This is a genomic window from Candidatus Pantoea edessiphila (genome assembly GCF_002933335.1).
Taxonomy (GTDB): domain Bacteria; phylum Pseudomonadota; class Gammaproteobacteria; order Enterobacterales; family Enterobacteriaceae; genus Pantoea_C.
Genome location: NZ_PDKS01000001.1, coordinates 152645 through 178070, shown reverse-complemented (window position 1 = coordinate 178070; position 25426 = coordinate 152645). Strand labels below are relative to the sequence as shown.

Below are 25426 nucleotides of genomic sequence, written 5' to 3'. Positions count from 1 at the left end.
AATAAATTTAAAATAATAATTAATTTCATCAATCAATAATATTTATTTAAATTGTTTTAAGATAATTTGACTTAAATACTACACATTATTACTAATTTGAGTTTGGATATATTTTAACAAGTATTTATTATATTTAATAATACATGATTGAGCAATCAAGCAAATTTATAATAAATCTGCTTGATAATAAATAATTATCTTAATTATATTTGCTACATATTAGTTACTATAAAATAAACAATTATAAGTAATTACTTATTCTTTATGATATATTATGGTTTATTATTAAATATAACAAATGTATTTTTTATTTATGGAAACGTTAATATGTTAAATTATTCATAATAAAATATGATGAAATTAACGATAATATTTTTATATCAATTATGTAATAACATTTATTATACATATAACTGATAAACTTAAATTAATTATTAAACAAGAGATATTATGAAGATTGTTTCTTTTAATATCAATGGATTAAGGGCTAGAATACATCAGCTTAAAGAGATAATAAAATTTCACACACCTGATATAATAGGATTACAGGAAACAAAAGTAGATGATACTATGTTTCCAATTAGAGATTTAATGAATTTAGGTTATGAATTTTTTTACTATGGTCAAAAAAAACACTACGGTGTTGCAATATTTACTAAAATAATGCCAGTTACAATATTAAAAGGATTTCCAACTGATAATATATATTCTGAACGCAGACTAATAATAGTAGAGATACCTAGCCCTATTGGTAATATTGTTGTGATCAATGGATACTTTCCTCAGGGTGAAAACCGCAATCATCCTACAAAATTTTCAGCTAAAAAGAAATTTTTTTGCGATTTAAGAAATTATTTATTAGAAATACTAATAATGAATAAATTTGTTTTGATTATGGGAGATATTAATATTACTGGCACCGATCTTGATATTGGAATTGGTGAGCAAAATAGAAAAAGATGGTTGCAAATGGGTAAATGTGGTTTCCTTCCTGAAGAAAGAGAATGGATCAGTAGCTTATTTAAGGTTGGTATGATTGATATTTGGAGACAACAACATCCAAAAATTAATAATTGTTTTTCTTGGTTTGATTATCGTTCTAAAGGATTTTATGAAAATCGCGGACTTCGTATTGACTTATTACTTGTAACTAAAGAATTAGCATCTTATTGTATTGCAACTGGTATCGATTATGCTATAAGAAGCATGGATAAATCGTCCGATCATGCTCCTGTTTGGTTGAAATTTCAATTTTAGTTATTTTAGTGTTAGATATTAATTATAATATTACATGATATTTAATATGAAATTATTTATTAATATAAAAATTTTCAATAAATTATTTAATTCAATAATTCTTGGATAATTTATTAATATTTGATTGTTTTATAATGGAGACCTTTATGAAAGGACTATTGCGAACAACAGCTGATATATTTAGATATATATGGTATATGTTGAATTTCATTAGAGCATTTATACTTAATTTTGCTTTATTAGTTGTATTTATATTTGTTGGAAAATTTATATCTCATATGAATAGGCATAATGTTATTAATGTTATACCAGTTACAAAAGGAGCGTTAAAGTTAGATCTTAGAGGTGTCATTGTAGATAAACTATCTGGTAATAGTTATATAAGTAAAATTGAAAATCAGATATTAAGTAAAATTAATAAAAAATATGATATACATCAAAATTTATTATTCGATTTAGTTCGAGCAATTCGTCAAGCAAAAGATGATGACAATATTACTGGTATTGTACTAGATTTACAAAGTTTTTTAGGAGCTGATCAGGTTTCATTGCAATATCTTGGAAAGACATTGACTGAATTTCGTTCAGCTGGTAAACCTGTTTATGCAACAGGTAACAATTATAATCAATCACAATATTACCTTGCTAGTTTTGCTAATAAAATTTATTTGTCTCCTCTAGGTGCAGTAGATTTAAGGGGTTTTGCAACCAATACTTTATACTATCATTCTCTGTTAAAGAGATTAAAAATTACGCCACATGTATTTAGAGTAGGTACTTACAAATCGGCTGTTGAACCATTTTTATCAGATAAGATGTCAGATAAAGTGCGTCAAGCTGATAACCAATGGATTAATACAATATGGAAAAATTATTTATCTGAAGTTGCTTATAATCGGAATGTTGACGTAAAACAAGTTTTTCCAAGTGCTCAAAAAATAATTTCAAAATTAAAAAAATTTAATGGTGATACAGCAAAATATGCTTTGGATAGAAATTTAGTTGATTATATTGCATCCCAAGAATCTATAGAAAAAGTACTAGAAAAAAAATTTGGTTATAACTCTAGAACTAATCAATATTATAATACCAGTATTTACTCTTACAGAACTAAGGTAAATAATCAAAAACCAAACATAGCAGTTATCATGATTAATGGTCCTATTGTAAATAATGTTTCAAACCCAAATAGTTTTATTAGTAATAATATTATTGATCATATAAAAAATGTACGATTAAATCCAAATATTAAATCTGTTATTTTATATGTTAATAGTCCTGGAGGTAGTGTATTAGCTTCAGAGGTAATTCGTCAAGAATTGTTAGCTTTACATAGAGTAAAGCCTATAGTTGTCTCTATGGGTAATATAGCAGCATCCGGAGGTTATTGGATTTCTACTCCAGCTGATTATATAATAGCCAACCCAAATACTTTAACTGGTTCTATTGGTATTTTTGGTTTAATTAATACAGTAGAAAAAAGCTTGGATATTATTGGAATACACGCAGACGGTGTTAGCACTTCTCCTTTTGCAAAAACATTTATAACTCAACCTCTTCCTAAAGAAGTTCATGAGCTAATGCAGCTTAGCATACAAAAAGGATATGATAGATTTGTTAATCTGGTGGCACATTCTCGCAAAAAAACTTTCAAACAAATCGATGCGTTAGCACAAGGAAGAATATGGGTAGGCACAGATGCTAAACAAAATGGTTTAGTAGATGCGTTAGGTGATTTTGATGATGCAGTAAAAAAAGCACAAGAATTAGGTAATGTTACTAATCCTAAATTGATTTGGTACCAAGATAATTCTACCATAATTGATTTAATGTCCAATAATGCTTCTATTAGTAATATATTATTTAATTTATTAAAGGATAGATTTAATACTCCTATAATTAATAATATAGCTAAGCAGTATAATTTTTTAGATAATTTAGATGATCCACAAAACCAATATGCTTTTTGTTTAAATTGTAATATAGTAAATCAATAGATTATTTTAACTAAAAATTTACTTTGTAATTTATTATAACTGAACTATTGTTTTTATTATTAATTGATAATTTATTATATCAATTATTTTTTTAAATATAGTTCAGTTTATTTATTTAAATTATATATAATATTTGATTATTATAATAAGTATTACATTTACCATCATTACAATTATCAACCTATCTTTAATAGATTAAATTATTACAATTAATTCATTTATTTTCTTGACGATATAATCTATTTCTGTAAATTTATATAAATAGACCCATTGATTAAATAGAATTATTAAAATATGACTATTAAAGTGAGCATTAACGGTTTTGGCAGAATAGGACGTATGATTTTACGTGCTGCTCAGCATCGTTCTGATATTAAAATTGTTGCTATTAACGACTTAATAGAAGCTGATTATATGGCTTATATGTTAAAATATGATTCTACACATGGAAAATTTAATGGTACAGTAGAATTAGATACTACAAAAAATTCTCTGATAGTGAACAAACAGAAAATATTTGTTTGTTCAGAAAATAACCCTATAAATTTAAAATGGAGAAAAATAGGAGTTGATGTTGTAGCAGAAGCTACTGGTTTATTTTTAACAAAAGAAACAGCACAAAAACATATCACAGCAGGTGCAAAAAAAGTTGTGTTAACTGGACCATCCAAAGATGATATTCCAATGTTTGTTAGTGGTGTTAATTTTGAAAAATATCAAGGAGATAATATAGTTTCTAATGCTTCTTGTACAACTAATTGTTTAGCACCATTGGCAAAAATAATTAATGATGGATTCGGCATTGTCGAAGGTTTAATGACTACTATTCATGCAACTACCGCAACTCAAAAAACTGTTGATAGCCCATCTCAAAAAGATTGGCGTGGTGGTAGAGGTGTATTTCAAAATATTATACCTTCTTCTACTGGTGCTGCAAAAGCTGTTGGTAAAGTATTACCAGAATTGGAGGGTAAATTAACTGGCATGGCTTTTCGTATACCTAGTTCAAATGTTTCTGTTATTGATTTAACTGTTAGATTAAGAAAAAACACTTCTTATTATGATATATGTAATGAAGTTAAATGTGCTTCTGAAGGTAAAATGAAGGGTATAATGGGTTATACTGAGGATGATGTAGTATCTAGTGATTTTAACGGTAATACTTTAACTTCTATATTTGATGCAAAAGCTGGTATAGCATTAAATAAAAATTTTGTAAAGCTAGTATGCTGGTACGATAACGAAGTTGGTTATTCACATAAAGTGCTGGATTTGATATCATTAATTTATAATAATAAAACCAATTAAAAATATTTAAACCAATTAATAAAAACGCAAATCATAACCAACTTAAAACAAATTAATTGATTTGCGTTTTTGTTCATGATCGGTAAATTATTAACAAATAATTTTAATAGGAACACGAGGTGCAAGAGAGCACATTAGGTGATATCCTAATGTCCCTGCAGCTTTAGCTACTTGATCAATTTTTATTATATTACCCCATAATTCTACATTCGAACCTATAGAGGCTCGTGGACAGTTTGTTAAATCTATAGTAATCATATCCATAGATACAGTACCAACTAAATGTGTCATGTTGCCATCTACTAATACAGGAGTACCAGTAGGCGCATGACGTGGATAACCGTCAGCATAACCACAAGCTACAATTCCTATACGCTGAGGTTTTTTTACAGTATAACTATCACCATATCCTATAGTGTCACCTGTCTTTAATGTTTGAATACCTATGATTTTACTAGATAACGTCATAGCTGGCTCTAAATTAATATTAGATATATCAAACCAATTACCACTTGGTGATGCACCATACAACAATATTCCTACACGAACCCAACAATCATAACTAACAGTTTGATGCCACAATAAACAAGCTGAATTGGATATAGAGCATAAACAATTTCTTCCCTTTATTAAATTCTGAATATTTTTAAAATATTTATTAACTTTGCTAATATTATTCGTGTTACTGCAATGCATCATTAATGTTATATCACGAATATTTTTTAAATAAATCAATTTATTCCAAATTGTATTAAATAATTTTTGGTGGAAACCTAGTCTATTCATTCCACTATTGATCTTTAGGTAAATACTTATAGGATTAAGTAATCTGATATTTTCTAATGCTTTAATTTGCCATTGACTATGTATAGTAGTTGTTAATTGATAACGATCAATAATGTATAAATCTTTAGGATGAAAAAATCCTTCTAGTAATAAAATAGGTTTTTCCCATCCATGTTCACGTAACATTACTGCTTCTTCTATATTTAATAATGCAAACCCATCTGTATCTGATAAACTCCATACATTATTAATACCATGACCATAGGCATTAGCTTTTATTACTGCCCAAATTTTTAATTTTGGCGTTAAACTACGAACAATTGATAAATTGTGTTTTAGTGCTTTTTGATTAATAGTAGCTATAATTGGACGTGACATAATATAATTTATTTTTATCAAAAATTAGTTAAATTTAATTACATGATTAATATATATAATATAACATATATGTCTTATATTATTTACTATGATAATTTACCATTAAAAAATAATAAAATTATGTTACTCATAAATATTGAGTATTTATTATCATCTAATTATTTCAGATAAAAACCTTTATTAGTAATATAATATTATAAATATTATTAAAATTAAATTAACACTTATTGGATTATGTTTTTATTAATTATAGAGCAATACAATGCGTTAAATTATTTAAATAAAAGGATTATATTAATAGATTAATTTTAATTATGTTACTTAATTGATCATGAGGTGTTTTCAAGTTATGGATGTAACCTACTTAGATATTGTTAGACAAAAATTTTTAGGTAAATCACCAAATTGGTATAAATTGTTAATATTAATCTTTTTAATTATAAATCCTGTATTTTACTTATATATAAGTTCGTATGTTGCTGCTTGGTTTTTAGTAATCGAGTTTATTTTTACTTTAAGCATGTCTTTGAAATGCTATCCTTTATTACCCGGTGGATTATTATCTTTAGAAGCTATTATGATTGGCATGTCTAGTTCAGCGAGAGTTAAAATAGAATTATATAATAATATTGAAGTACTTTTATTGTTGATTTTCATGGTATCTGCAATTTTCTTTATAAAAAAATTATTATTATTTTGTTTTACAAAATTAATATTGCGCATTGATTCAAAAACAAAATTAGCTGTAGTTTTTTGTTTGATCTCTAGCTTACTATCAGCTTTCATTGATGCGCTGACAGTTTTAGCAGTAATAATCACAGTATTTGTTACATTATATAAACAATGTAAACAAATAATGATTGATGATCATCAATCATTATTGACGACAAAAAAAGCAGCTTTAAAGCAATTTCGTTCTTTCTTGCGTAGTTTAGTGATGCATGCAGGAATTGGTACTGCTTTAGGTGGAATAATGACCATGATTGGAGAACCGCAAAATTTAATTATTGCTCATTCTGCTGAATGGAATTTTGTTGAATTCATTTTACGTATGTTGCCAATTTCTATTTCGGTATTTATAGCTGGCATATGTACTGTTTTTATACTAGAGCATTTTAAGTTGTTTGGATACGGTGCAACAATCCCTACTGAAATTAACAAGTTATTAAAAAACATTTATAAAAATAGTGAGATGGGAATTCAGGATAAAATTGAATTAATTATTCAGGGATTAATTATTATTTGGTTATTAATTTCATTAATATTTCAGTTTAGTGAAGCAGGACTTATAGGATTATCAATTATTATAATATCTACATCCTTTTTGGGTATTACAGATGAGCAAGATATTAGTAGAGCCTTTACAGAAGCATTGCCTTTTGCATCTTTATTAATAGTATTTTGTGCTATAACTGCAGTTATTTTTGATCAAAAAATATTTGTACCTATAATTAATTTCATTTTACATTTTGATTCTGATAATCAACTAAAATGGCTGTTTATATTTAATGGATTTCTTTCTTCTATTGCAGATAATGTTTTTATCGGTACCGTGTATATTAGTGAACTTAAGCATGCCTTTGAAAAAGAACTTATTAATCATCACCAATTCGAACTATTAGCAATAGTGGTTAATGTTGGAACTAATATTCCTTCAATTGCTACACCTAATGGACAAGCATCTTTTCTGTTTTTATTAACATCAAATTTATCATCACTAATCAATTTATCATATAAACGCATGGTCATGATGGCATTGCCTTTTTCTTTGATTTTATCAGCAGTAGCATATTGCTGTATTAAGTTTTTTTTAAGTAGTTATACCAATTTTTTAATTAATAGCGGTTTAATCATATCTCATAACTATTAATAATATATAATTAAACATAAAAGTTATAAACTAATATTATTTTTTGCAATATCTGATATAACACAATATATGTGTCTTAAATAAGTTATATTGCAGAAGTATTATATTTAAACTAATATATATATTATAAACTAATATATATATTATAGTAAGATAATAATTTTGTTTGATATGATATAAAATATATAGAATAAATAATTATATAATTTTAGTATTGATATAAATACTATTCGGGTTTTTATTAAGTATATTATAAGTATATAGTTTTTAATTTTAATTAGCTTGACAATTTATAAAAATATAATTAAATAGAGAGTCAGGATAGATGTCACAACCAATAAAGTTTAAAGGTAGTAATTTTAGGTTTTCAGTTATATACCTTTATAATCATGAACCTGATGTAATATGTAAAGCTATTAAAAATAAACTTAAACAACTTCCTGTTTTTACAAGACACTTGCCTATAGTATTAAATATTGAAGGTTTAAATCATGAAGTTGATTGGGAACATATGAAACAGGCTTTATTAGCTACAGGTCTATGTATTATAGGTATAAGTGGATGTAAAGAAATTTCATTAATCAAAAAAATAGATAACATTGGTTTGCCTATCCTTACGGAAATGAGAAAATCATATGCGAGATATGATAATAATGAACATTCAATAAGTAAGTTAGGATCTGTTTGCATCGATGAATTAGTTTATAATAAGACTCGCGTGATTAACCTGCCTGTTAGATCTGGTCAACAGATTTATGCACGTAATGCAGATTTAGTAATAGTTGGAAATGTTAGCACTGGAGCTGAATTAATATCAGATGGTAACATTCATATTTATGGCATTATGAGAGGTCGAGCATTAGCAGGAGCTAATGGTGATCATAATTGTTATATTTTCTGTAGTAATTTAGATGCAGAACTTGTTTCAATTGCTGGTAAGTATTGGGTAATGGATCAAATACCAAAAATTTTTTCTTATAAATCAACTCGCATTTGCCTTAAAAAGGGAATGCTTAATATTCAAGAACTTAATTAGGTATTTTTTATTTATGGCGCGTATTATTGTAGTTACATCAGGCAAGGGAGGGGTTGGTAAAACAACTACAAGTGCGGCAATTGCTACTGGATTAGCTAGAAGTGGTAAAAAAACAGTAGTTGTGGATTTCGATATAGGGTTGCGTAATCTTGATTTAGCTATGGGTTGCGAGAGACGTGTTGTTTATGATTTTATTAATGTGATTCAAGATGATGTTAATTTAAATCAAGCTTTAATTAGAGATAAACATACAGATCTATTATATATTTTACCTGCTTCTCAAACGCGCGATAAAGAATCACTAACTCTTAAAGGAGTAGAAAAAATACTAGACGAACTAAATGATATGTCATTTGACTTCATTATATGTGATTCACCAGCTGGTATTGAAACCGGAGCTCTCATGTCTATCTATTTTGCGGATGAGGCAGTTATCACTACTAATCCAGAGATATCATCAGTAAGGGATTCAGATAGAATTCTAGGAATAATTGCTTCAAAATCGAAAAGAGCTATAAATAACCAAGAACCAGTTAAAGAACATTTGCTATTAACACGTTATAATCCTACTCGTGTAAATAAGGGAGATATGCTCAGTATGCAAGATGTATTAGATATTTTACATATTCCTTTGATAGGCATCATACCAGAAGATCAGTCTGTTCTTCGTGCTTCTAATAAAGGAGAACCAATTATATTAGACGTTAAATCTAATGCAGGAAAAGCATATGCAGATACAGTTAATAGATTGCTTGGCAAATCGATACCTCTTCGCTTTATTGAAGAAGATAAAAAAGGATTTTTTAGACGTTTATTTAGAGGTTAGATGAATAAAATATGTCTCTAATTAATTTCTTTATGCCTAAAAAAAAGCACACTGCTAATCTTGCAAAAGAAAGACTAAAAGTTATATTAACACAACAAAAACAACATAATAGTAAAAAATTGTCTTTGCAAGAACTTAAAGAAGATATTTTAAAAACGATTATTAGATATATAAATATTGATCCTAAGAAGGTTATTATTAGTCTAGATAACCAAGATAACAAAGATTTTATTTTGAAATTAAATGTAATTGTATCTAAGGATATGTAAGTTGTAAGTAAAGTAATTTAATATAAGATCTGAATATATTTTTATTAAACAATGTACTATTTCTGTATTATATGATTTCTTAAATATACAGCTTGAATATTTTCTGGTTTTACAAAATTATCCTTATATAATAAGTTTTTTGCAAGTGGTAACATATCTTCTGCAAGGGGTGTTGTAATAACATAAGGATCAAGACACAATCCATGTCCATGATATAGAAAAGGATAAATCTTCCAACTGTTTCCGGCTGTTATCCAATTTCCATTTAATAATTTCATACGTTTTATGGCATTATTAAGAGAAAAAACGTTTTCTGTTTCATTTGTTAAACACCATGAGTTGTTAACATCTAGTTGGTATTCACCCCAATAAACTTCATCTTTACGTGCATTAATAGAAGCAAGTACACGTCGAGCTTTTTTATCATGTCTCAATACACCTTGAGCTAATATTTGTAACGTAGAAATACAAATTATTTTTGTACTCTTACCTAAAGCTAAACCTTGTGCTACACTAATTCCTATACGAATGCCAGTGAAATTTCCTGGTCCAATGCTAATTGCAATTACATCAATATCAATTAATTTACAATTGGTAATTTGCAATAATTCATTTATTAAAGTCAGAATACAATTATAGCTTTGTTGTTGTGCGATCACACAACGAGTATAAATTTCCCCATTATTTAATAATGCTACTGAGCAAGTATCTATAGAAGTAATAAATGCTAAAATTCTAACAGACATTAAAAAACACCTTAATTTTTATTATTGATGATATATCATATGTTATTGTTTGTTTTACAGTATAAATTAATAATTTTTGTTCTTAATCAAGATATAGAGAAATATCAGTCATATAAATACAAAAAATCTTATCTCTCAGATGATATAATATTTACTTGTATTTAAAAGATACTTTATTATGGTTTTTGATAAATTTTATTGAATTATTTCATTCAAAGAATGACATTAAGTATAATTGTTATAATTTCATGTTATTGCTAAATATTTAGTATGTAATTTTAATTAATTATCAATGATTATTGAAAATTTTGTTTGCATATCAAAGAAATTTTAAAAAACCATTATAGAATATAAATAACTTTTCGGAACAGAAAAGTTAAAGCTTTCGGCTATTAAAGACAATCCAATTATTAATAAGAAACTCAAACATATTATAGCTATATTAGGATATAAATTGAGATAGCTAACTAGTGGCTTTGATGCGAAAAACATAATAATATTTGAAATTATTACAGCTATGATGATCAAAAATAAATTATTAATAATACCTACAGCAGTAATTATAGCATCCAGAGAAAATACTATATCTAAAAATACAATTTGAGTAATAATTACCCAAAAATTACTATATGTTTTACTACTTGAAATTGTTTTCCCCCTATCTTTTGCTCTTCTATAAAGTTCTATTATCGCTTTAAATGTTAAAAAAACACCTCCGATCAATAGAATCACATTACGTATAGAAAAATCAAAATTTTCTGATTTCCATAAATAATTATTTAAAGTCATAAGCCAATAAATAAAAAAAATTAAGAATATACGTATTATTAATGCTAATGACAAACCAATTAATCTAGCTTTATCACGTTGTTTAATAGGTAAATTTTCAGTTAGTATTGCAATAAAAACTAAATTATCAATGCCCAATACAATTTCTAATACCACAAGAGCTAATAGACCTATCCAGATAGATGGATTTAACATGATCTCCATAATCAACTCTTACATGTAAAATACAAAGATAATAAAATAAAAATATAAATTTGATAAAAATTCAACAACATCTATTATCAATGTATTAATAATGAATATTATTAAAAAAAACAAAAAATATTATTAATTAAAAGTTTTTAAATTAAATCGTTTTATTATGTTTAGATATCATCTAATTTCATAATTATAAATACAATATTAAAAATCTAAACAAACATGACTTACGTTTGTCAGACAGCAAAACAATTTAATATTTTTATTATTTATATATTACTTATTAATATTGCTATTTTATAATTTTTTATAATGATGAAGTATAGCTATAATTTTAATAATTAACTATATTATATAACCAAATATATTAATTCATTATGAGGCAAAAAGTGACCGTTGCAATTCTAGTAGGCATGCATGGTTGTGCAGCAGAACAACTAATTAAAACAGCAGAAATGATATTAGGGAATCAAGATAATATTGAATTTGTTGAATTTATAGTTGGAGAAAACACAGAAATACTTGTTGAAAAATACAAAGATAAAATTAAAAAAATGTGTACTTCAAAAGGTATGCTTTTCTTAATTGATACTTGGGGTGGTAGCCCTTTTAATGCTGCAAGTAGATTAGTTTTTGAAAAAGAAAATCATGATATAATAGTTGGAGTTAATATTCCAATATTAATAGAAATTTTAATGAAAAGGGAAGAAAATATTAGCTTTAATGAATTAGTATCAATAGCAGTAAAAACTGGACGAGAGAGTATTAAATCATTTCAAAATCAAACACAAAATATTCAAAATACTACCAGTAGTCATACAATGCATAATATTACACAAAAAAAACTAAATAAAAATATGCAGATATCTTTAGTACGTATTGACGATCGTCTTATTCACGGTCAAATAACGACCAGATGGACAAAAGAAACTAAAGTACAAAGAATAATTGTAGTAAACGATGAAATATCACAAGATGATATACGAACTACTCTATTAAAGCAGTCCTCACCACCAGGGATTACTGCACATGTTATAAATGTTGACAAAATGATACGTGTATGGAATAACCCAAAATATAGTCAAGATCGCGTAATGCTTTTATTTACCAATCCAATTGATGTACTTAGAGTTGTTGAAAAAGGTGTAAATATTAAAGCTGTTAATATTGGAGGCATGGCATTTAAAGAAGGGAAACTTCAAGTGAGTAAAGCTGTATCATTAGATGAAAAAGATATTACAGCATTTAATAAACTTAATGAACTTAATATTGAATTAGAAGTTAGAAAGGTTTCCAATGATCCTAAAGTTAATATTATGGACTTGATTCATAATACAAATAATATTGAACTGAAATGTTGATTTATATATTTATTAAATAATGATTATTATCATGAGAGTAATAATATGATAGATATAAGTTTTCTGCAGATTTCATTAATATTTATAATTTCCTGTATCGCTGGTATTGGATCAGTATTGGATGAATTTCAATTTCACAGACCTATCATCGCATGCACTTTAATTGGTGCTGTATTAGGTGATATGAAAACAGGTATCATGATAGGCGGTACTTTAGAGATGATTGCCTTGGGTTGGATGAATATTGGCGCTGCTATTGCACCTGATGCTGCTCTTGCTTCAATTATTTCAACTATTCTAGTTATTTCAGGTGGTCAAAGTAAAGGTGCTGGAATAGCACTAGCTATTCCATTAGCTGCAGCAGGACAAGTTCTGACTATTATAGTACGTACTATTACAGTTGCATTACAACATGCAGCTGATAAAGCAGCAAATAAAGGTAATATAAATGCTGTTTCGTGGATTCATATTTTCGCTATATTCTTACAAGCAATACGAGTTGCAATTCCATCTGTAATTATAGCAGTTTCGGTGAATATTGGTGTTGTTCGTAACATATTTAATTCAATACCAGAAGTCGTCACTCATGGTTTAAATATTGCTGGAGGAATGATAGTAGTAGTAGGTTATGCTATGGTGATTAATATGATGCGCACTGGTTATTTAATGCCTTTCTTTTATCTTGGTTTTGTTATAGCTGCTTTTGCAAATTTTAATTTGATAGCATTAGGTATAATAGGGATCATAATGGCTGTAATATATATACAACTTAGCCCTAAATATAATAAAACAGCTGTTTTACCTATAAATAATAATTTAGCAAATAATTGTGATAATGAACTTGATTAAAAATATATGAGAGCTAGTTATATGACAGATACTAATGTAAAAAAAGAAAAAAAATTAACTATTAGTGACTTACGTGCTGTATTTATAAGATCAAATTTCCTTCAGGGTTCTTGGAACTTTGAGAGGATGCAAGCTCTTGGTTTTTGCTTTGCTATGTTGCCTATAATAAGTCGTTTATATCCGAAAAATGATGATGATCGTAAACAAGCAATAAAAAGACAATTGGAATTTTTTAATACACACCCTTACATGGCTGCTCCTATTTTAGGAATCACAGCGGCAATGGAAGAAGAACGAGCAAACGGTGCAAAAATTGATGACGGTGCAATTAATGGAATAAAAATAGGTTTAATGGGACCATTAGCTGGCATAGGAGATCCAATTTTTTGGGGTACTGTTCGTCCTATATCTGCAGCTGTAGGTGCTGGCATAGCAATGAGTGGAAGCTTATTAGGTCCATTGTTATTTTTTATGTTGTTTAATATAACACGCTTAGCAGTACGTTACTATGGCGTGGTTTATGGTTATAAAAAAGGCATAAACATTATTAAAGACGTAGGTAGTAATTTTTTGCAGAAACTAACTGAAGGAGCTTCCATTCTTGGTCTATTTGTTATGGGTGCATTAGTTAATAAATGGACCCATGTTAATATCCCAATTGTATTATCACGTGTTGATAATTCATCAACAGGCACAGTTAAAGTAACCACAGTGCAATCAATTTTAGATCAATTAATGCCTGGTATAGTACCGCTTTTACTTACTTTTTTATGTATGTGGTTATTAAATCGTAGAGTGAATCCTTTATGGATTATTCTAGGTTTTTTTATAATAGGTATTGTTGGTTATGAAACACACTTATTAGAACCATAATTACAAAAACAGTTTTGGGAGCTAAAAGATACAGCTCCCTTAATTTTATTCTATAGAGATAAATTCAAAAAACAACTAAATTTATAACTTGGTACTGCATGTAATATTTAATAAATATATTTTCCACGTAAAGCGTCAATTCTTTTTTCTATTGATGGATGTGACATAAATAATTCACATAACGCATTATTTTTTCCGTTAATACAAAGTGTTATAATGTTTTTTGGTTCTTGAGGTTCATAGCTTGTTTTTAATCTTTCTAAAGCAGCAATCATTTTGTTTATTCCAACTATTCTGGCTGCACCTGCATCAGCATAGAACTCTCTTTTTCTTGAAAACCACATGGTAATCATACTGGCACATGCACCAAGCATGGTGCTTAATGCTGTAGAAATAGTAGTATGTATTGTTGCGCTAGTACGTATATGCTTAGGATTTTTAGAATCTTCATTTGGAATAAGCATATTTGATAATATTTTGGTTATAACTATAGCTAGCGCATTGGAAATGAATATTACAAATGTATTTAAAACTCCTTGTATTAAAGTCATGGTTACCATGTCACCATTATAAATATGTGCTAATTCATGAGCTAAAACTGCTTCTACTTCATCATGAGTCATGTATTGTAATAAACCACTTGAAACAGCTATCAAGGATTCATTTTTTTTTGCTCCAGTAGCAAATGCATTGATGTTATATGCAGGATAAATAGCAACTTTTGGCATTACAATACCAATTTGATCAACTTGATTTTTAATAGTATTTATCAACCAAGATTCAGTTGCGTTATTTGGTACTTCAATGATTCTACCATTTACAGAACGTAAAGCAATCCATTGTGAAAATATAAGAGAAAAAAATGAGCCGCCGAAACCAATAAGACATGCGCTAATCATCATTCCCATAACGTGATGTGGATATACTCCGGAGATACTAAGAAATAATCCTATGAACAACATGACTGCAAAATTGGTAAATACAAAAATAATAATACGCATCATAATCTTACTTTTCCCTTACTTGTTAAGTTTATCTCAAATAAATAGAAATATCGTGAATATTATAATATATTCAAAATTTGTTAGCTGTTACCTGAAGGTTATTGTTTTTAAATATAGGATATATATAATTGTAAAAATGTGTACTTATTTAAGTAATAATATCAAATATAGTTTCTATTAATCTATTACTTCTGGAAATAAAATATTATTGTAATAATATAAATAAAATTCAGAAAATTTTAATAAAAATATATTCTATATAAATAATTAAAAAACTTATTTATACATTCATAAAAAACGATATGCAATTTTATTCAAAAACAAAAATTATTTAAATAATAACATTGATATTTTTTGTAATTACAACAGATATTAGTTTTATATTAATTATACAAATTTATAATTCATGCCTAAAAATATTAACTTACTGAAAAATAAAGTCATTTTTTAAATAAAATGTTATAAAATTTATTATGTTAATTTAATATAATAAATAAAAAAAATTATTTGTTATATGAATAAACTATTATTAACAATTTTTAATTAAATAAAAATATAAAATTATGTCAAAAAGTTTTTTGATAGCGCAATTATAAAAGTAAACTACAATGATAGCATTTAATATTTTTCATATCTTCGTGATTTTACTAAATGCCCTGATTCCATATCTGTATATAGCAACAATAATTTTTTTTAGTCTTTAATTCTCTTAATTTTGCTATCCATTTGGCTGGTTCCCAATATTGTACTTGAGAATCATAAAAACCAGAGGTTATAAAAATATGAGGATAAATTTGGCTTCAACATTATCATAAGAGCTATATTTTTTCATATAATTATAAAAATTAATTTGCTCAGTATTATCACACTCATTATATTAATAATTAGTAATAGGCATTGATTTACCTGACATAGTTGTTATCAATCAACGATATGGTACTTGAGCTATAACCCCATAAAAATTTTAGGTGCCAAATTAATAACGACCCACTATTAATAATCCTCCTACACTTCTTCCCTTTGCATATAATTTTTTAGGATTCCCAATTACAGAGTTTACTGAACTATGCCATTTTTCCCCTAATTCTTTGTCCCCTCAAACATGGATTGATAAACAAACCCTCTGTCTAGAAGACTTAAACGACCAATACAAAAATTAGCCTCTATACTATTTCCATATGCACTATAACCATAAATTAGCGCCGGATTTTGGTCTAAATTATAGTAATTACGATTATATACTAAAGACACTGGAATCTTAGTCCCATCATTGACAGGTATTAAATGATATTCAATCCTATAGTTATACGAATTAAAGTTGTTTTCAATAGTTTGTTTTAATATAAATTTCTCACCGTTATTTAGGTTAATTTCAAATATAGTATCAAGATCTGTCATTGAAGCGTATACATAACTTATGATTATTATGCAATGGAGTACAATTATCTTCTAACCAAATTTTGTGTATAGGATCATTTAAATTTATTGTAATATTTTTGTGTTTCCAATAAATTCGTCTTAAACTAGTTAATTCATTTTCTTTTTTCTATGACAATCCAATCATGAAATCATTGAAAATTCGCCAAAGTTGTTTCGTTATCTATACTTTATAAGTTCTTGCCAATTACATTCTTACATATCTTACTGTATAGTAAATCATACTGTATAGTAAATCATATAATTTTCTATATCACGATTGGAACAAACAACAAATGTATTATTATAATAATCTATGCTGTACTTGTGATCACCTCTTCTAGATAACTTGAGGATGTTTGTTGTTTGAATTATTATCAATTAATCTAATTTCAGTAGTAATATTGCTATAGATATATATTATCATAACTTTTCTGATGTTGTTTAGCTTATACTTAAACAATATGAATCATCTTTTTTCATATATTAATATATCTTATAACTGTAATGCACCTATTTTATAGCACCATATTTGATAAGATCTTAAAGTCTGCAAATAATTTTTTATGTCAAACTATTTCTGGAATATGAAGCATATAATATTTCTGTATGCCAATAATTATTATTAATATTGAAGAACAAAATATTATATTGAAATCCAGAAATCAAATCTTCAGATATCGCAATCAATTGATTATCTAGACTAATATTTAATATTCCTTATGCTGGATGTTTTTTACCATTTTCATATATAAGGTACGGAGTAATCAACGATAGGTATCCGATCAGTAATTTCTTATAGAATTGTATTTTTTAAACCTTTCTGTGATTTTAAAATATGTTTTGTATAATTATTTTTACATGATCTAAAAGTTTGATAACATATAATGTTATGATGTTTATCATCACGTAACATTGATAATTATCAATAAATTTTTATTTTATTTGATTAATCATAAAAAAAACAAAAATTATTTTTTTATGATATACAGGTACTAATAATGTAATTTTAGATTATAAAAATTGATATAAATATACAAAAACATATATAATTCTAAATATTGTTTATGTTTATATTGGATATATAGATATCGCAATATTTAATTACATTTATATTACATATATAGAAATGAAATTTATATTATAAAAAATGTTATCAAATATGATAAAGCAAAAATAAGAAAAAAACAAATTAAAATATTTAATATGGCTTAGGAAATTAATGTATGTTACAAAGATTGAGAAGAACCAAAATCGTAACTACTCTAGGTCCAGCTACTGATCAAGAAAACATTATAGAAAAAATTATTATAGCAGGAGCTAATGTCATGAGATTGAATTTTTCTCATGGTACTGCAAGCGATCATCAATTACGAGCGGAACGAGTACGTAAGATTGCAAATAGATTAGGTCACAATATTGCCATTTTAGGTGATTTGCAAGGACCTAAAATTAGAATATCTAAATTTAAAGATAGTAAAATACTGCTTAAAATTGGAGATAAGTTTGCATTAGATGCTAATTTAAATGAAAATGAAGGTACTAAAGATAAAGTTGGTATTGATTATAAAAATCTACCAAATGATGTAGTATCTGGAGATATTCTTTTACTAGATGACGGAAGAATTCAATTAAAGGTAATCAAAGTTGATAATACAATAATATTTACTAGAGTATTAGCTGGAGGTTTTCTATCTAATAATAAAGGTATTAATAAATTACATGGTGGTTTATCAGCAGAAATTTTAACAAAAAAAGATAAATTAGATATTATCATGGCTTCTAAAATTAATGTTGATTACTTAGCAATATCATTTCCTCGTTGTGGAAAAGATATAAATTATGCTCGTTATCTATCTAATAAAGCAGGTTGTAATGCTAAATTGGTAGCTAAAATTGAACGTGCGGAAACAGTTACTACGCAAAGTAATATAGATGATATAATATTAGCATCAGATGCAATAATGATTGCACGAGGTGATTTAGGAGTAGAAATTGGCGATCCAGAACTAGTTGGAATTCAAAAAAATTTAATAAGACGTGCTCGTCAATTGAACCGAATAATTATTACTGCAACTCAGATGATGGAATCAATGATAAACAATCCTATGCCTACTAGAGCAGAAGTTATGGATGTCGCCAATGCAGTTCTTGATGGAACAGATGCTGTAATGCTCTCGGCTGAGACAGCAGTTGGTAATTATCCAGAAGAAACTGTTTCCATAATGGCAAAAGTATGTTTAGGAGCCGAAAAGGTTCCTAGCGTTAATGTTTCAAAACATAGGTTAGATACAAAGTTTAAAAGTATAGAAGAAGCTATTGCTATGTCAGCTATGTATACAGCAAATCATCTGCTTGGTGTAACAGCAATTATAACTATGACAGAATCTGGTAGAACTCCATTAATAACTTCACGTATTACATCTGGATTACCAATTTTTGCTATGTCACGTCATATAAGAACTTTGAATTTAACTTCTATGTACAGAGGTGTTACACCAGTATTGTTTATAAGTAATAATGAGGGGGTTGCAGCTGCTTACGATGCTATAAATTTATTACTAGAAAAAAAATATCTTGTTTACGGAGATCTAGTAATTGTAACACAAGGAGATGTAATGGGTGCACCCGGTACTACAAACACAAATCGAGTTTTACGTGTTATTTAAAATATTAAATATCAACAAAAACTTTAATAAATTAATTGATTATTCATGTAATATGTGTTAACTTAATTATTTCTTATTTTATTATTATTGATTTAATTGGTAAATGTACTTTCAATGGATCAATCGCTTTATTGTTAATCCAGAGTTCAAAATGTAAATGAGGACCTGTAGAATACCCTGTATTACCGGATAATCCTATAGTATCTCCATATTTTATTTTTTGTCCTTTTCTGACAAATATCTTGTTCATATGCATGTAACGAGTAATATAACCATTCTTATGAAAAATAGCGACATAGTTTCCAGCAGAAGAAATATTACCTGTTTTAACTATTATGACCTCACCTTTATTAATTGCAAAGATTGGTGTATCTGTTGGTAAAGCAATATCTATACCTCTATGTGGTCTAATATGGCCTGTAATTGGATTTAAGCGATGCATACTAAAATTAGAAGAAACTCTTAGTCGTTTTTTTGTTGTTAAAAAACAAATTAAACTATTTAATGAAATGGTATCATATAATTTATACGATATATTGTTTTTTATTATAATATTTTGATGATTTGTATTTTTAATATAATTATTAACAAACAACAAATTATCATGTTTATTTATTGGTACATGTCTATAATATTTCAATAATTTAACATATTTATGAAAATTTGATTCTGCATTTTGTATGCTATTAGTAATTTTAATTTTATTATACCATGTTACATATAATAGGTTATTGTTTCTTTGTTTGATAATTTTTTTTTGATTTTTTTTTGATATTATAAAATTATTAATAGCGAATGTTTTATATTTATAAGCATTATATTCATTTATTTTCGAGAGACAAATGTGTACAACAACTATTATCAAATAACTTGAAAACAACAAATAATTAGATTTACATATGATATATTTTTTAATTGTATTCTTGTGCATTTTTTAATTTATTCCCTATATTTTATCTTTTAAACAAGTATTATATTGACTAGATAATTGTAAAAGAAACTTTAAATAGCTGTCTTTAGATAATTTAATATTACAGCCCAATGGATCTAAAACTCCTTTATTTATTTTGATTCCCCTAGTAACGGTATCAATAATAGCTGGTTTAAATTGAGGTTCAGCAAAAACACAAGTAACTTGTTTTTCCTTTATTTGTTTTCTTATATTATATAAACTTTTTACTCCTGGTTGAATTTCAGGATTTATAGTAAAATGTCCCAATGAAGATAATCCATAATGTTTTTCAAAATATATATATGCATCGTGGAAAACAAAATATTTCTTGTTTTTTATAGGTGCAAGTTGCATCATAATTTGTTTGTCTATATTATTTAATGATATTTCAAATTGTTTTAAGTTTTGATTGAGTTTTTCTTTATATTGAGGCATGATTTCTGATAATTTTTTGTAAATTTCAATTGCGATAATCTTTGCTATATCGGGAGAAGTCCAAAAATGCATATTGTATTTTTTACTATTTAGAGGCAATTTAGGATCTTGAATGCATTGTTTTTTGAGTTGATGTATACAGTTATCTTCCTTGATTTTAATTAATAATTTTTTCACTGCTGGTATTTCTGTAACAACAAGAATTTTATTTATTGGAACATGTAATACTGATTTAGACATAAAAGCCTCTATTTCAGATCCGCTCCAAATTAAGAAATCAGTGTTTTTTATTTTCTTTTCATCTGATGGACGTAAAACATAGTCATGTCCAGATGATCCATCGGGAACTATAACATCAACGGGCAATATATTGTCAATAATTGCTGATGTGATAAATCCTATAGGCTTAATTGATACTACTACATTTGCATTTACGAAAAATACAATCAGATTAGATAAAACTAAATTAATTAGTATATAAAAAATTTTTTTATTATAAATCATAATAAGTCAGTTCATATTATATAGTACAATAATATGATTGTACTATATTTATATATTTTTAGTTAATGTATAATAAAATGAAAACACTAGTAAAACTTGAAAATGTATCTGTTATATATAATAATAGATCTGTATTATCTAATATTAATATCTCATTAAAATCAGATCACATTTTAACCTTAATTGGACCTAATGGAGCAGGAAAATCTACTTTAGTAAGGGTAATATTGGGATTGTTATCTCCTTCAGGAGGGAAGGTTGATAGAATTAAAGGACTGAAAATTGGTTATGTTCCACAGAATATCTATATTGACCAAACGTTACCTATTACAGTTAAAGGATTTATGAATCTAATTAATATCAATAAATATGAAGATATTTTATTAGCTCTTCAAAGAGTTAATGCCTGTCATTTAATTAATTTGCCATTGCAAACACTATCAGGAGGAGAAATTCAACGTATTTTAATATCTAGATCAATTTTAAATAAACCACAATTATTAGTTCTAGACGAACCTACACAATGTATGGATACACAAGGTCAAATTGCGATTTACGATTTAATTGATGATTTACGTCGAGAATTTAGTTGTGGGGTTTTAATAGTTTCTCATGATTTGCATTTAGTAATGGCAAAAACTAATGAAGTAATTTGCCTTAATAACCATATATGTTGCTCTGGTAGTGCAAAATCAGTATCACAACATCCAGAATTTATATCTATGTTTGGTTTACAAGATATTCAACAATTAGCAATCTATCGTCATCATCATAGTAATTACTGTGAAATTCATAAAGATAATCATAGCAAAAAAAATAAGGAATATAATGATTGATATTTTATTTCCAGCCTGGTTAGGAGCAGTAATATTAGTACTAGCAGCAGGTCCTTTGGGCTGTTTTATTATTTGGCATAAATTATCTTGTTTTGGTGATACATTAGCTCATTCTTCAATACTAGGTATTGCATTTGGCTTATTATTAAATATCAATCCATATTATACTTTGATTATTCTTGTGATAATGATAACTTTCAGTTTGATAACGATTGAAAATCGCCCTCAATTAACTATGGACACTTTTTTAGGAATTGTAGCATATAGTACATTATCTCTGGGTTTAGTAATTATTAGTTTAATACCAAATATTAGAGTAGATTTGATTGTTTATTTATTTGGAGATTTATTAGCAATTAATTACAACGATATATGGATAATCCTTATTGTTACAACTTTAGTATTAGTAATATTAACCTGGAAATGGCGTCCTTTGTTATTAATTACAATAAACAAAGAAATGGCAACAGTGGATGGTATAAATGTTAAATATAATCGTTTGATTTTAATGTTTTTAACAGCAATGTTAATCAGTGTTGCAATAAAATTTGTGGGAGCATTAATTGTTACTGCATTGCTTATTATTCCAGCTGCTACTGCTCGATACTTTGCTAAATCTCCAGAACAAATGGCTATTATAGCAGTGTTAATAGGAATTACTTCTGTTACATTTGGTTTGATTATATCGGCATACTATGATACACCAGCTGCTCCTTCTGTAGTATTATGTTCTACCTGTCTTTTCATTTTTAGTTTGTTATATGGTAAAAGTTAACATTTTTATCTGTCATATGAAACACCAAAATGGTTGAAAGCCTGACGTGTTGCTATTCGACCTCTAGGAGTACGTTTAATAAAACCTTTGTAAATTAAAAATGGTTCAATTACTTCTTCTACCATTTCTCGTTCTTCACCAATAGCTGATGCAATGTTATCTAATCCCACAGGCCCTCCCCTAAACTTATCTATAATTACTAACATAAATTTACGATCCATGTAATCAAAACCTTCTTTATCAATATCTAACATCTCAAGAGCACTAATTGATACAGACTTACTTATATTTCCATTGGCATAAACATCAGCAAAATCTCTGATACGACGTAATAAACGATTTGCAATACGAGGAGTACCACGTGAACGATATGCTATTTCTAATGCACCTTCTTCGCTTAATGAAAAACCTAAGCAATTAGCACTCCTAATTACAAGATTTTTTAGGTCTTGTATATAATAAAACTCTAAACGTTGAATAATACCAAATCTATCATGTAGCGGTGATGTTAAAGATCCTGCACGAGTAGTCGCTCCAATAAGAGTAAAAGGTGGTAATTCAAGTTTAATTGAACGTGCTGATGGACCTTCACCAAGTATAATATCTAGTCTATAATCTTCCATAGCAGGATAAAGCATCTCTTCTAGAGTAGGAGATAGACGATGAATTTCATCAATAAAAAGAACACCATTTGGTTCTAGATTAGTTAATATTGCGGCAAGATCTCCTGCTTTTTCTAATACTGGTCCTGAAGTAATGCATAATTTAGTATTCATTTCATTAGCAACAACATTAGCTAATGTTGTTTTTCCTAATCCAGGAGGGCCAAAAATTAACAAATGATCTAGAGCTTGACCACGTAATTTCGCTGCTCGTATAAATATCTCCATTTGGTTACATACTTGTTTTTGACCTATATATTCTTTAAGAAGTTTAGGACGAACATTACATTCAATATTTTCCTCTTCTTTATCGATAACAGAATGATTAATTAAATTGTCATGTTTTAGCATAATATGCTGCCTTAAAGAATATTACGTAGAGCAGATTTGATTAATGTTTCACAGCTTGTTTCATTTGACTTGTCTAATTTAATAATCATATTTTTAGCGTCTTGAGATTTATATCCTAAAGCTATCAGTGCTGTAATTGCTTCAGCTTCTACATGACTAATATGGGATAAAATAGTTGAATCAATTTTATTAAATTTCATATTATCTTTAAATAAATCATTTTGTATTTTTTGTAAAATATCTTTCATTTCAATGATTAAATGTTTGGCAGTTTTTTTACCAATGCCGGGCAGTTTAATTAAAGTATTTATTTCTTCTTTTTCTATTGCCAAGATAAATTCTTTTGAAGACATACTAGAAAGTATAGATAAAGCTAATTTAGGACCAACACCATTGAGTTTTATTAATTCTCGAAATAATGCACGTTCTTTTTTACTAGTAAATCCAAATAATAACTGCATATCTTTTTGTACTATAAAATGAGTAAAAATTATTACTTCATTATTAAGTGCAGGTAGTTTATAAAAACAAGTTATGGGCATGTTTATTTCATAACCTATACCATAAACTTCAATTAAAACTATTGGAGGATGCTTGTCTAGAATATTACCTTTTAATTGACCTATCACCAAATTAATTTCCTTAAGAATAAATTTATTTAAAATATTATATATTATTTGTTAATGCAGATAATTAATTTAACTTGTAATTTTTAAAATTATTTATCAATATTAAAATATTTTACATTTTCAGAAATGTAATGATGTGTAATAGCAACTGCTAATGCATCAGCAGCATCAACTGAAAGATGATTAGATAATTTTAATAACATTCTAACCATGTATTGCACTTGATTTTTTTTTGCATGTCCAATTCCTACTATAGTTTTTTTTACCTGATTAGCGGTATATTCAAACATTGGTAGATTAAATTTTATAGCAGCAACTATTGCTGCACCTCTAGCTTGTCCTAGTTTCAATGCTGAATATGCATTTTTAGACATAAAAATTTGTTCGATAGCAAAACAATCTGGTGAAAATTCTGTAATAATTTCATTCAAACCAGTATAAATTAATTTTAAACTGACAGATAGTTCTGTGGTATTTGTAAAAATACAACCACTACTAACATAGCTAACCTTACGATTATGTTGACAGATAATCCCATATCCAGTAAAACGACAACCAGGATCAATACCTAAAATGATAGACATAAAATCTCTAAACCTAAATTGATATATTTTACACATAAAGTTTTTATTTATTTTATAATCATTAAA

At 27.0% G+C, this 25426-nt stretch carries 22 protein-coding genes and 2 pseudogenes; 13 read left to right on the top strand and 11 right to left on the bottom strand.

Features of this window, described 5'->3' with window-relative positions; all coding sequences use genetic code 11:
• Positions 1-450: 450 nt before the first annotated feature.
• The 3 genes from xthA to gap all read left to right on the top strand — a co-directional run bounded on the left by xthA (position 451) and on the right by gap (position 4562).
• Positions 451-1257: an exodeoxyribonuclease III gene (gene xthA / locus CRV11_RS00840; RefSeq protein ID WP_136131446.1), complete on the top strand. Its 807-nt coding sequence runs from the start codon at positions 451-453 to the stop codon at positions 1255-1257.
• 146 nt (positions 1258-1403) lie between these two features.
• Positions 1404-3254 carry a signal peptide peptidase SppA gene (sppA, locus tag CRV11_RS00835; protein WP_136131445.1) on the top strand — a complete coding sequence of 617 codons (1851 nt, stop codon included), beginning with the start codon at positions 1404-1406 and terminating at the stop codon, positions 3252-3254.
• Between the two features lie 294 nt (positions 3255-3548).
• On the top strand, positions 3549-4562 hold the full coding sequence (gap, locus tag CRV11_RS00830; protein ID WP_136131444.1) for a type I glyceraldehyde-3-phosphate dehydrogenase: 1014 nt from the start codon (positions 3549-3551) through the stop codon (positions 4560-4562).
• 90 nt (positions 4563-4652) lie between these two features.
• Here gap and alr read toward each other — a convergent pair whose 3' ends face one another.
• Entirely contained in the window at positions 4653-5726 is a 1074-nt protein-coding gene (gene alr, locus CRV11_RS00825) for an alanine racemase (protein WP_136131443.1), read from the bottom strand.
• A gap of 349 nt (positions 5727-6075) precedes the next feature.
• Here alr and nhaB point away from each other — a divergent pair, with 349 nt between their 5' ends.
• The 4 genes from nhaB to minE all read left to right on the top strand — a co-directional run bounded on the left by nhaB (position 6076) and on the right by minE (position 9727).
• Positions 6076-7596 carry a sodium/proton antiporter NhaB gene (nhaB, locus tag CRV11_RS00820; RefSeq protein WP_136131442.1) on the top strand — a complete coding sequence of 507 codons (1521 nt, stop codon included), beginning with the start codon at positions 6076-6078 and terminating at the stop codon, positions 7594-7596.
• A 325-nt stretch (positions 7597-7921) separates the two neighbouring features.
• Complete coding sequence (minC, locus tag CRV11_RS00815; RefSeq protein ID WP_136131441.1) at positions 7922-8632, top strand: septum site-determining protein MinC; 711 nt, start codon at positions 7922-7924, stop codon at positions 8630-8632.
• A 13-nt stretch (positions 8633-8645) separates the two neighbouring features.
• Positions 8646-9458 (top strand): septum site-determining protein MinD, encoded by an 813-nt coding sequence (gene minD / locus CRV11_RS00810; protein WP_136131440.1) that lies wholly within the window; start codon positions 8646-8648, stop codon positions 9456-9458.
• A gap of 11 nt (positions 9459-9469) precedes the next feature.
• Positions 9470-9727: a cell division topological specificity factor MinE gene (gene minE / locus CRV11_RS00805; RefSeq protein ID WP_136131439.1), complete on the top strand. Its 258-nt coding sequence runs from the start codon at positions 9470-9472 to the stop codon at positions 9725-9727.
• A gap of 56 nt (positions 9728-9783) precedes the next feature.
• Here the strand turns inward: minE and tsaB are convergent, their stop codons facing one another.
• A complete protein-coding gene (tsaB, locus tag CRV11_RS00800) occupies positions 9784-10473 on the bottom strand; it encodes a tRNA (adenosine(37)-N6)-threonylcarbamoyltransferase complex dimerization subunit type 1 TsaB (RefSeq protein WP_136131438.1) in 690 nt (229 codons plus the stop codon).
• Between the two features lie 330 nt (positions 10474-10803).
• On the bottom strand, positions 10804-11457 hold the full coding sequence (locus tag CRV11_RS00795) for a TerC family protein (RefSeq protein ID WP_158674479.1): 654 nt from the start codon (positions 11455-11457) through the stop codon (positions 10804-10806).
• Between the two features lie 392 nt (positions 11458-11849).
• Between CRV11_RS00795 and manX the strand changes: the two genes are divergently transcribed.
• Genes manX through CRV11_RS00780 form a run of 3 tightly spaced genes read left to right on the top strand, consistent with a single transcriptional unit; the run spans position 11850 to position 14543 of the window.
• Complete coding sequence (manX, locus tag CRV11_RS00790; RefSeq protein WP_136131600.1) at positions 11850-12821, top strand: PTS mannose transporter subunit IIAB; 972 nt, start codon at positions 11850-11852, stop codon at positions 12819-12821.
• 48 nt (positions 12822-12869) lie between these two features.
• Positions 12870-13670 carry a PTS mannose/fructose/sorbose transporter subunit IIC gene (locus CRV11_RS00785; RefSeq protein ID WP_136131599.1) on the top strand — a complete coding sequence of 267 codons (801 nt, stop codon included), beginning with the start codon at positions 12870-12872 and terminating at the stop codon, positions 13668-13670.
• A gap of 21 nt (positions 13671-13691) precedes the next feature.
• Positions 13692-14543 carry a PTS mannose transporter subunit IID gene (locus CRV11_RS00780; protein WP_136131436.1) on the top strand — a complete coding sequence of 284 codons (852 nt, stop codon included), beginning with the start codon at positions 13692-13694 and terminating at the stop codon, positions 14541-14543.
• A gap of 107 nt (positions 14544-14650) precedes the next feature.
• On the opposite strand, the gene htpX is transcribed toward CRV11_RS00780, so the two are convergent.
• From htpX to CRV11_RS00765, 3 genes and pseudogenes are all read right to left on the bottom strand, one after another.
• The gene (gene htpX / locus CRV11_RS00775) at positions 14651-15547 is read right to left on the bottom strand and encodes a protease HtpX (RefSeq protein WP_136131435.1); all 897 of its coding nucleotides are present in this window, start codon (positions 15545-15547) and stop codon (positions 14651-14653) included.
• Positions 15548-16165: 618 nt separating this feature from the next.
• Positions 16166-16391: pseudogene (locus tag CRV11_RS03805) on the bottom strand (prolyl oligopeptidase family serine peptidase); the annotation flags it as partial.
• Positions 16392-16627: 236 nt separating this feature from the next.
• Entirely contained in the window at positions 16628-16945 is a 318-nt protein-coding gene (locus tag CRV11_RS00765) for a hypothetical protein (RefSeq protein WP_136131434.1), read from the bottom strand.
• 1244 nt (positions 16946-18189) lie between these two features.
• On the opposite strand from CRV11_RS00765, the gene pyk reads away from it, so the two are divergent.
• The gene (pyk, locus tag CRV11_RS00760; RefSeq protein ID WP_136131433.1) at positions 18190-19632 is read left to right on the top strand and encodes a pyruvate kinase; all 1443 of its coding nucleotides are present in this window, start codon (positions 18190-18192) and stop codon (positions 19630-19632) included.
• 97 nt (positions 19633-19729) lie between these two features.
• Here the strand turns inward: pyk and CRV11_RS03705 are convergent.
• Both CRV11_RS03705 and znuA read right to left on the bottom strand, forming a co-directional pair.
• Positions 19730-20110: pseudogene (locus CRV11_RS03705) on the bottom strand (peptidoglycan DD-metalloendopeptidase family protein); the annotation flags it as partial.
• A 468-nt stretch (positions 20111-20578) separates the two neighbouring features.
• Positions 20579-21523, bottom strand: a complete 945-nt coding sequence (znuA, locus tag CRV11_RS00750) for a zinc ABC transporter substrate-binding protein ZnuA (RefSeq protein WP_136131431.1) — start codon at positions 21521-21523, stop codon at positions 20579-20581.
• A gap of 77 nt (positions 21524-21600) precedes the next feature.
• Here znuA and znuC point away from each other — a divergent pair, with 77 nt between their 5' ends.
• The gene (gene znuC, locus CRV11_RS00745; RefSeq protein ID WP_136131430.1) at positions 21601-22359 is read left to right on the top strand and encodes a zinc ABC transporter ATP-binding protein ZnuC; all 759 of its coding nucleotides are present in this window, start codon (positions 21601-21603) and stop codon (positions 22357-22359) included.
• The gene (gene znuB / locus CRV11_RS00740; RefSeq protein ID WP_136131429.1) at positions 22352-23134 is read left to right on the top strand and encodes a zinc ABC transporter permease subunit ZnuB; all 783 of its coding nucleotides are present in this window, start codon (positions 22352-22354) and stop codon (positions 23132-23134) included. Before znuC ends, znuB begins: the two co-directional genes overlap by 8 nt.
• Positions 23135-23139: 5 nt before the next feature.
• Here the strand turns inward: znuB and ruvB are convergent, their stop codons facing one another.
• The 3 genes from ruvB to ruvC form a co-directional block, all read right to left on the bottom strand.
• Positions 23140-24147: a Holliday junction branch migration DNA helicase RuvB gene (gene ruvB / locus CRV11_RS00735; RefSeq protein WP_136131428.1), complete on the bottom strand. Its 1008-nt coding sequence runs from the start codon at positions 24145-24147 to the stop codon at positions 23140-23142.
• An 11-nt stretch (positions 24148-24158) separates the two neighbouring features.
• The gene (ruvA, locus tag CRV11_RS00730) at positions 24159-24776 is read right to left on the bottom strand and encodes a Holliday junction branch migration protein RuvA (protein ID WP_136131427.1); all 618 of its coding nucleotides are present in this window, start codon (positions 24774-24776) and stop codon (positions 24159-24161) included.
• Positions 24777-24865: 89 nt separating this feature from the next.
• On the bottom strand, positions 24866-25360 hold the full coding sequence (gene ruvC / locus CRV11_RS00725; RefSeq protein ID WP_136131426.1) for a crossover junction endodeoxyribonuclease RuvC: 495 nt from the start codon (positions 25358-25360) through the stop codon (positions 24866-24868).
• Between the last annotated feature and the right edge of the window lie 66 nt (positions 25361-25426).

Excerpts from the sequence above, each read along its gene's own strand:
- xthA (WP_136131446.1), top strand. The coding sequence starts at position 451 with ATGAAGATTGTTTCTTTTAATATCAATGGATTAAGGGCTAGAATACAT.
- sppA (WP_136131445.1), top strand. The coding sequence starts at position 1,404 with ATGAAAGGACTATTGCGAACAACAGCTGATATATTTAGATATATATGG.
- gap (WP_136131444.1), top strand. The coding sequence starts at position 3,549 with ATGACTATTAAAGTGAGCATTAACGGTTTTGGCAGAATAGGACGTATG.
- alr (WP_136131443.1), bottom strand. The coding sequence starts at position 5,726 with ATGTCACGTCCAATTATAGCTACTATTAATCAAAAAGCACTAAAACAC.
- nhaB (WP_136131442.1), top strand. The coding sequence starts at position 6,076 with ATGGATGTAACCTACTTAGATATTGTTAGACAAAAATTTTTAGGTAAA.
- minC (WP_136131441.1), top strand. The coding sequence starts at position 7,922 with ATGTCACAACCAATAAAGTTTAAAGGTAGTAATTTTAGGTTTTCAGTT.
- minD (WP_136131440.1), top strand. The coding sequence starts at position 8,646 with ATGGCGCGTATTATTGTAGTTACATCAGGCAAGGGAGGGGTTGGTAAA.
- minE (WP_136131439.1), top strand. The coding sequence starts at position 9,470 with ATGTCTCTAATTAATTTCTTTATGCCTAAAAAAAAGCACACTGCTAAT.
- tsaB (WP_136131438.1), bottom strand. The coding sequence starts at position 10,473 with ATGTCTGTTAGAATTTTAGCATTTATTACTTCTATAGATACTTGCTCA.
- CRV11_RS00795 (WP_158674479.1), bottom strand. The coding sequence starts at position 11,457 with ATGTTAAATCCATCTATCTGGATAGGTCTATTAGCTCTTGTGGTATTA.
- CRV11_RS00780 (WP_136131436.1), top strand. The coding sequence starts at position 13,692 with ATGACAGATACTAATGTAAAAAAAGAAAAAAAATTAACTATTAGTGAC.
- htpX (WP_136131435.1), bottom strand. The coding sequence starts at position 15,547 with ATGATGCGTATTATTATTTTTGTATTTACCAATTTTGCAGTCATGTTG.
- CRV11_RS00765 (WP_136131434.1), bottom strand. The coding sequence starts at position 16,945 with ATGACAGATCTTGATACTATATTTGAAATTAACCTAAATAACGGTGAG.
- pyk (WP_136131433.1), top strand. The coding sequence starts at position 18,190 with ATGTTACAAAGATTGAGAAGAACCAAAATCGTAACTACTCTAGGTCCA.
- znuA (WP_136131431.1), bottom strand. The coding sequence starts at position 21,523 with ATGATTTATAATAAAAAAATTTTTTATATACTAATTAATTTAGTTTTA.
- znuC (WP_136131430.1), top strand. The coding sequence starts at position 21,601 with ATGAAAACACTAGTAAAACTTGAAAATGTATCTGTTATATATAATAAT.
- znuB (WP_136131429.1), top strand. The coding sequence starts at position 22,352 with ATGATTGATATTTTATTTCCAGCCTGGTTAGGAGCAGTAATATTAGTA.
- ruvB (WP_136131428.1), bottom strand. The coding sequence starts at position 24,147 with ATGCTAAAACATGACAATTTAATTAATCATTCTGTTATCGATAAAGAA.
- ruvC (WP_136131426.1), bottom strand. The coding sequence starts at position 25,360 with ATGTCTATCATTTTAGGTATTGATCCTGGTTGTCGTTTTACTGGATAT.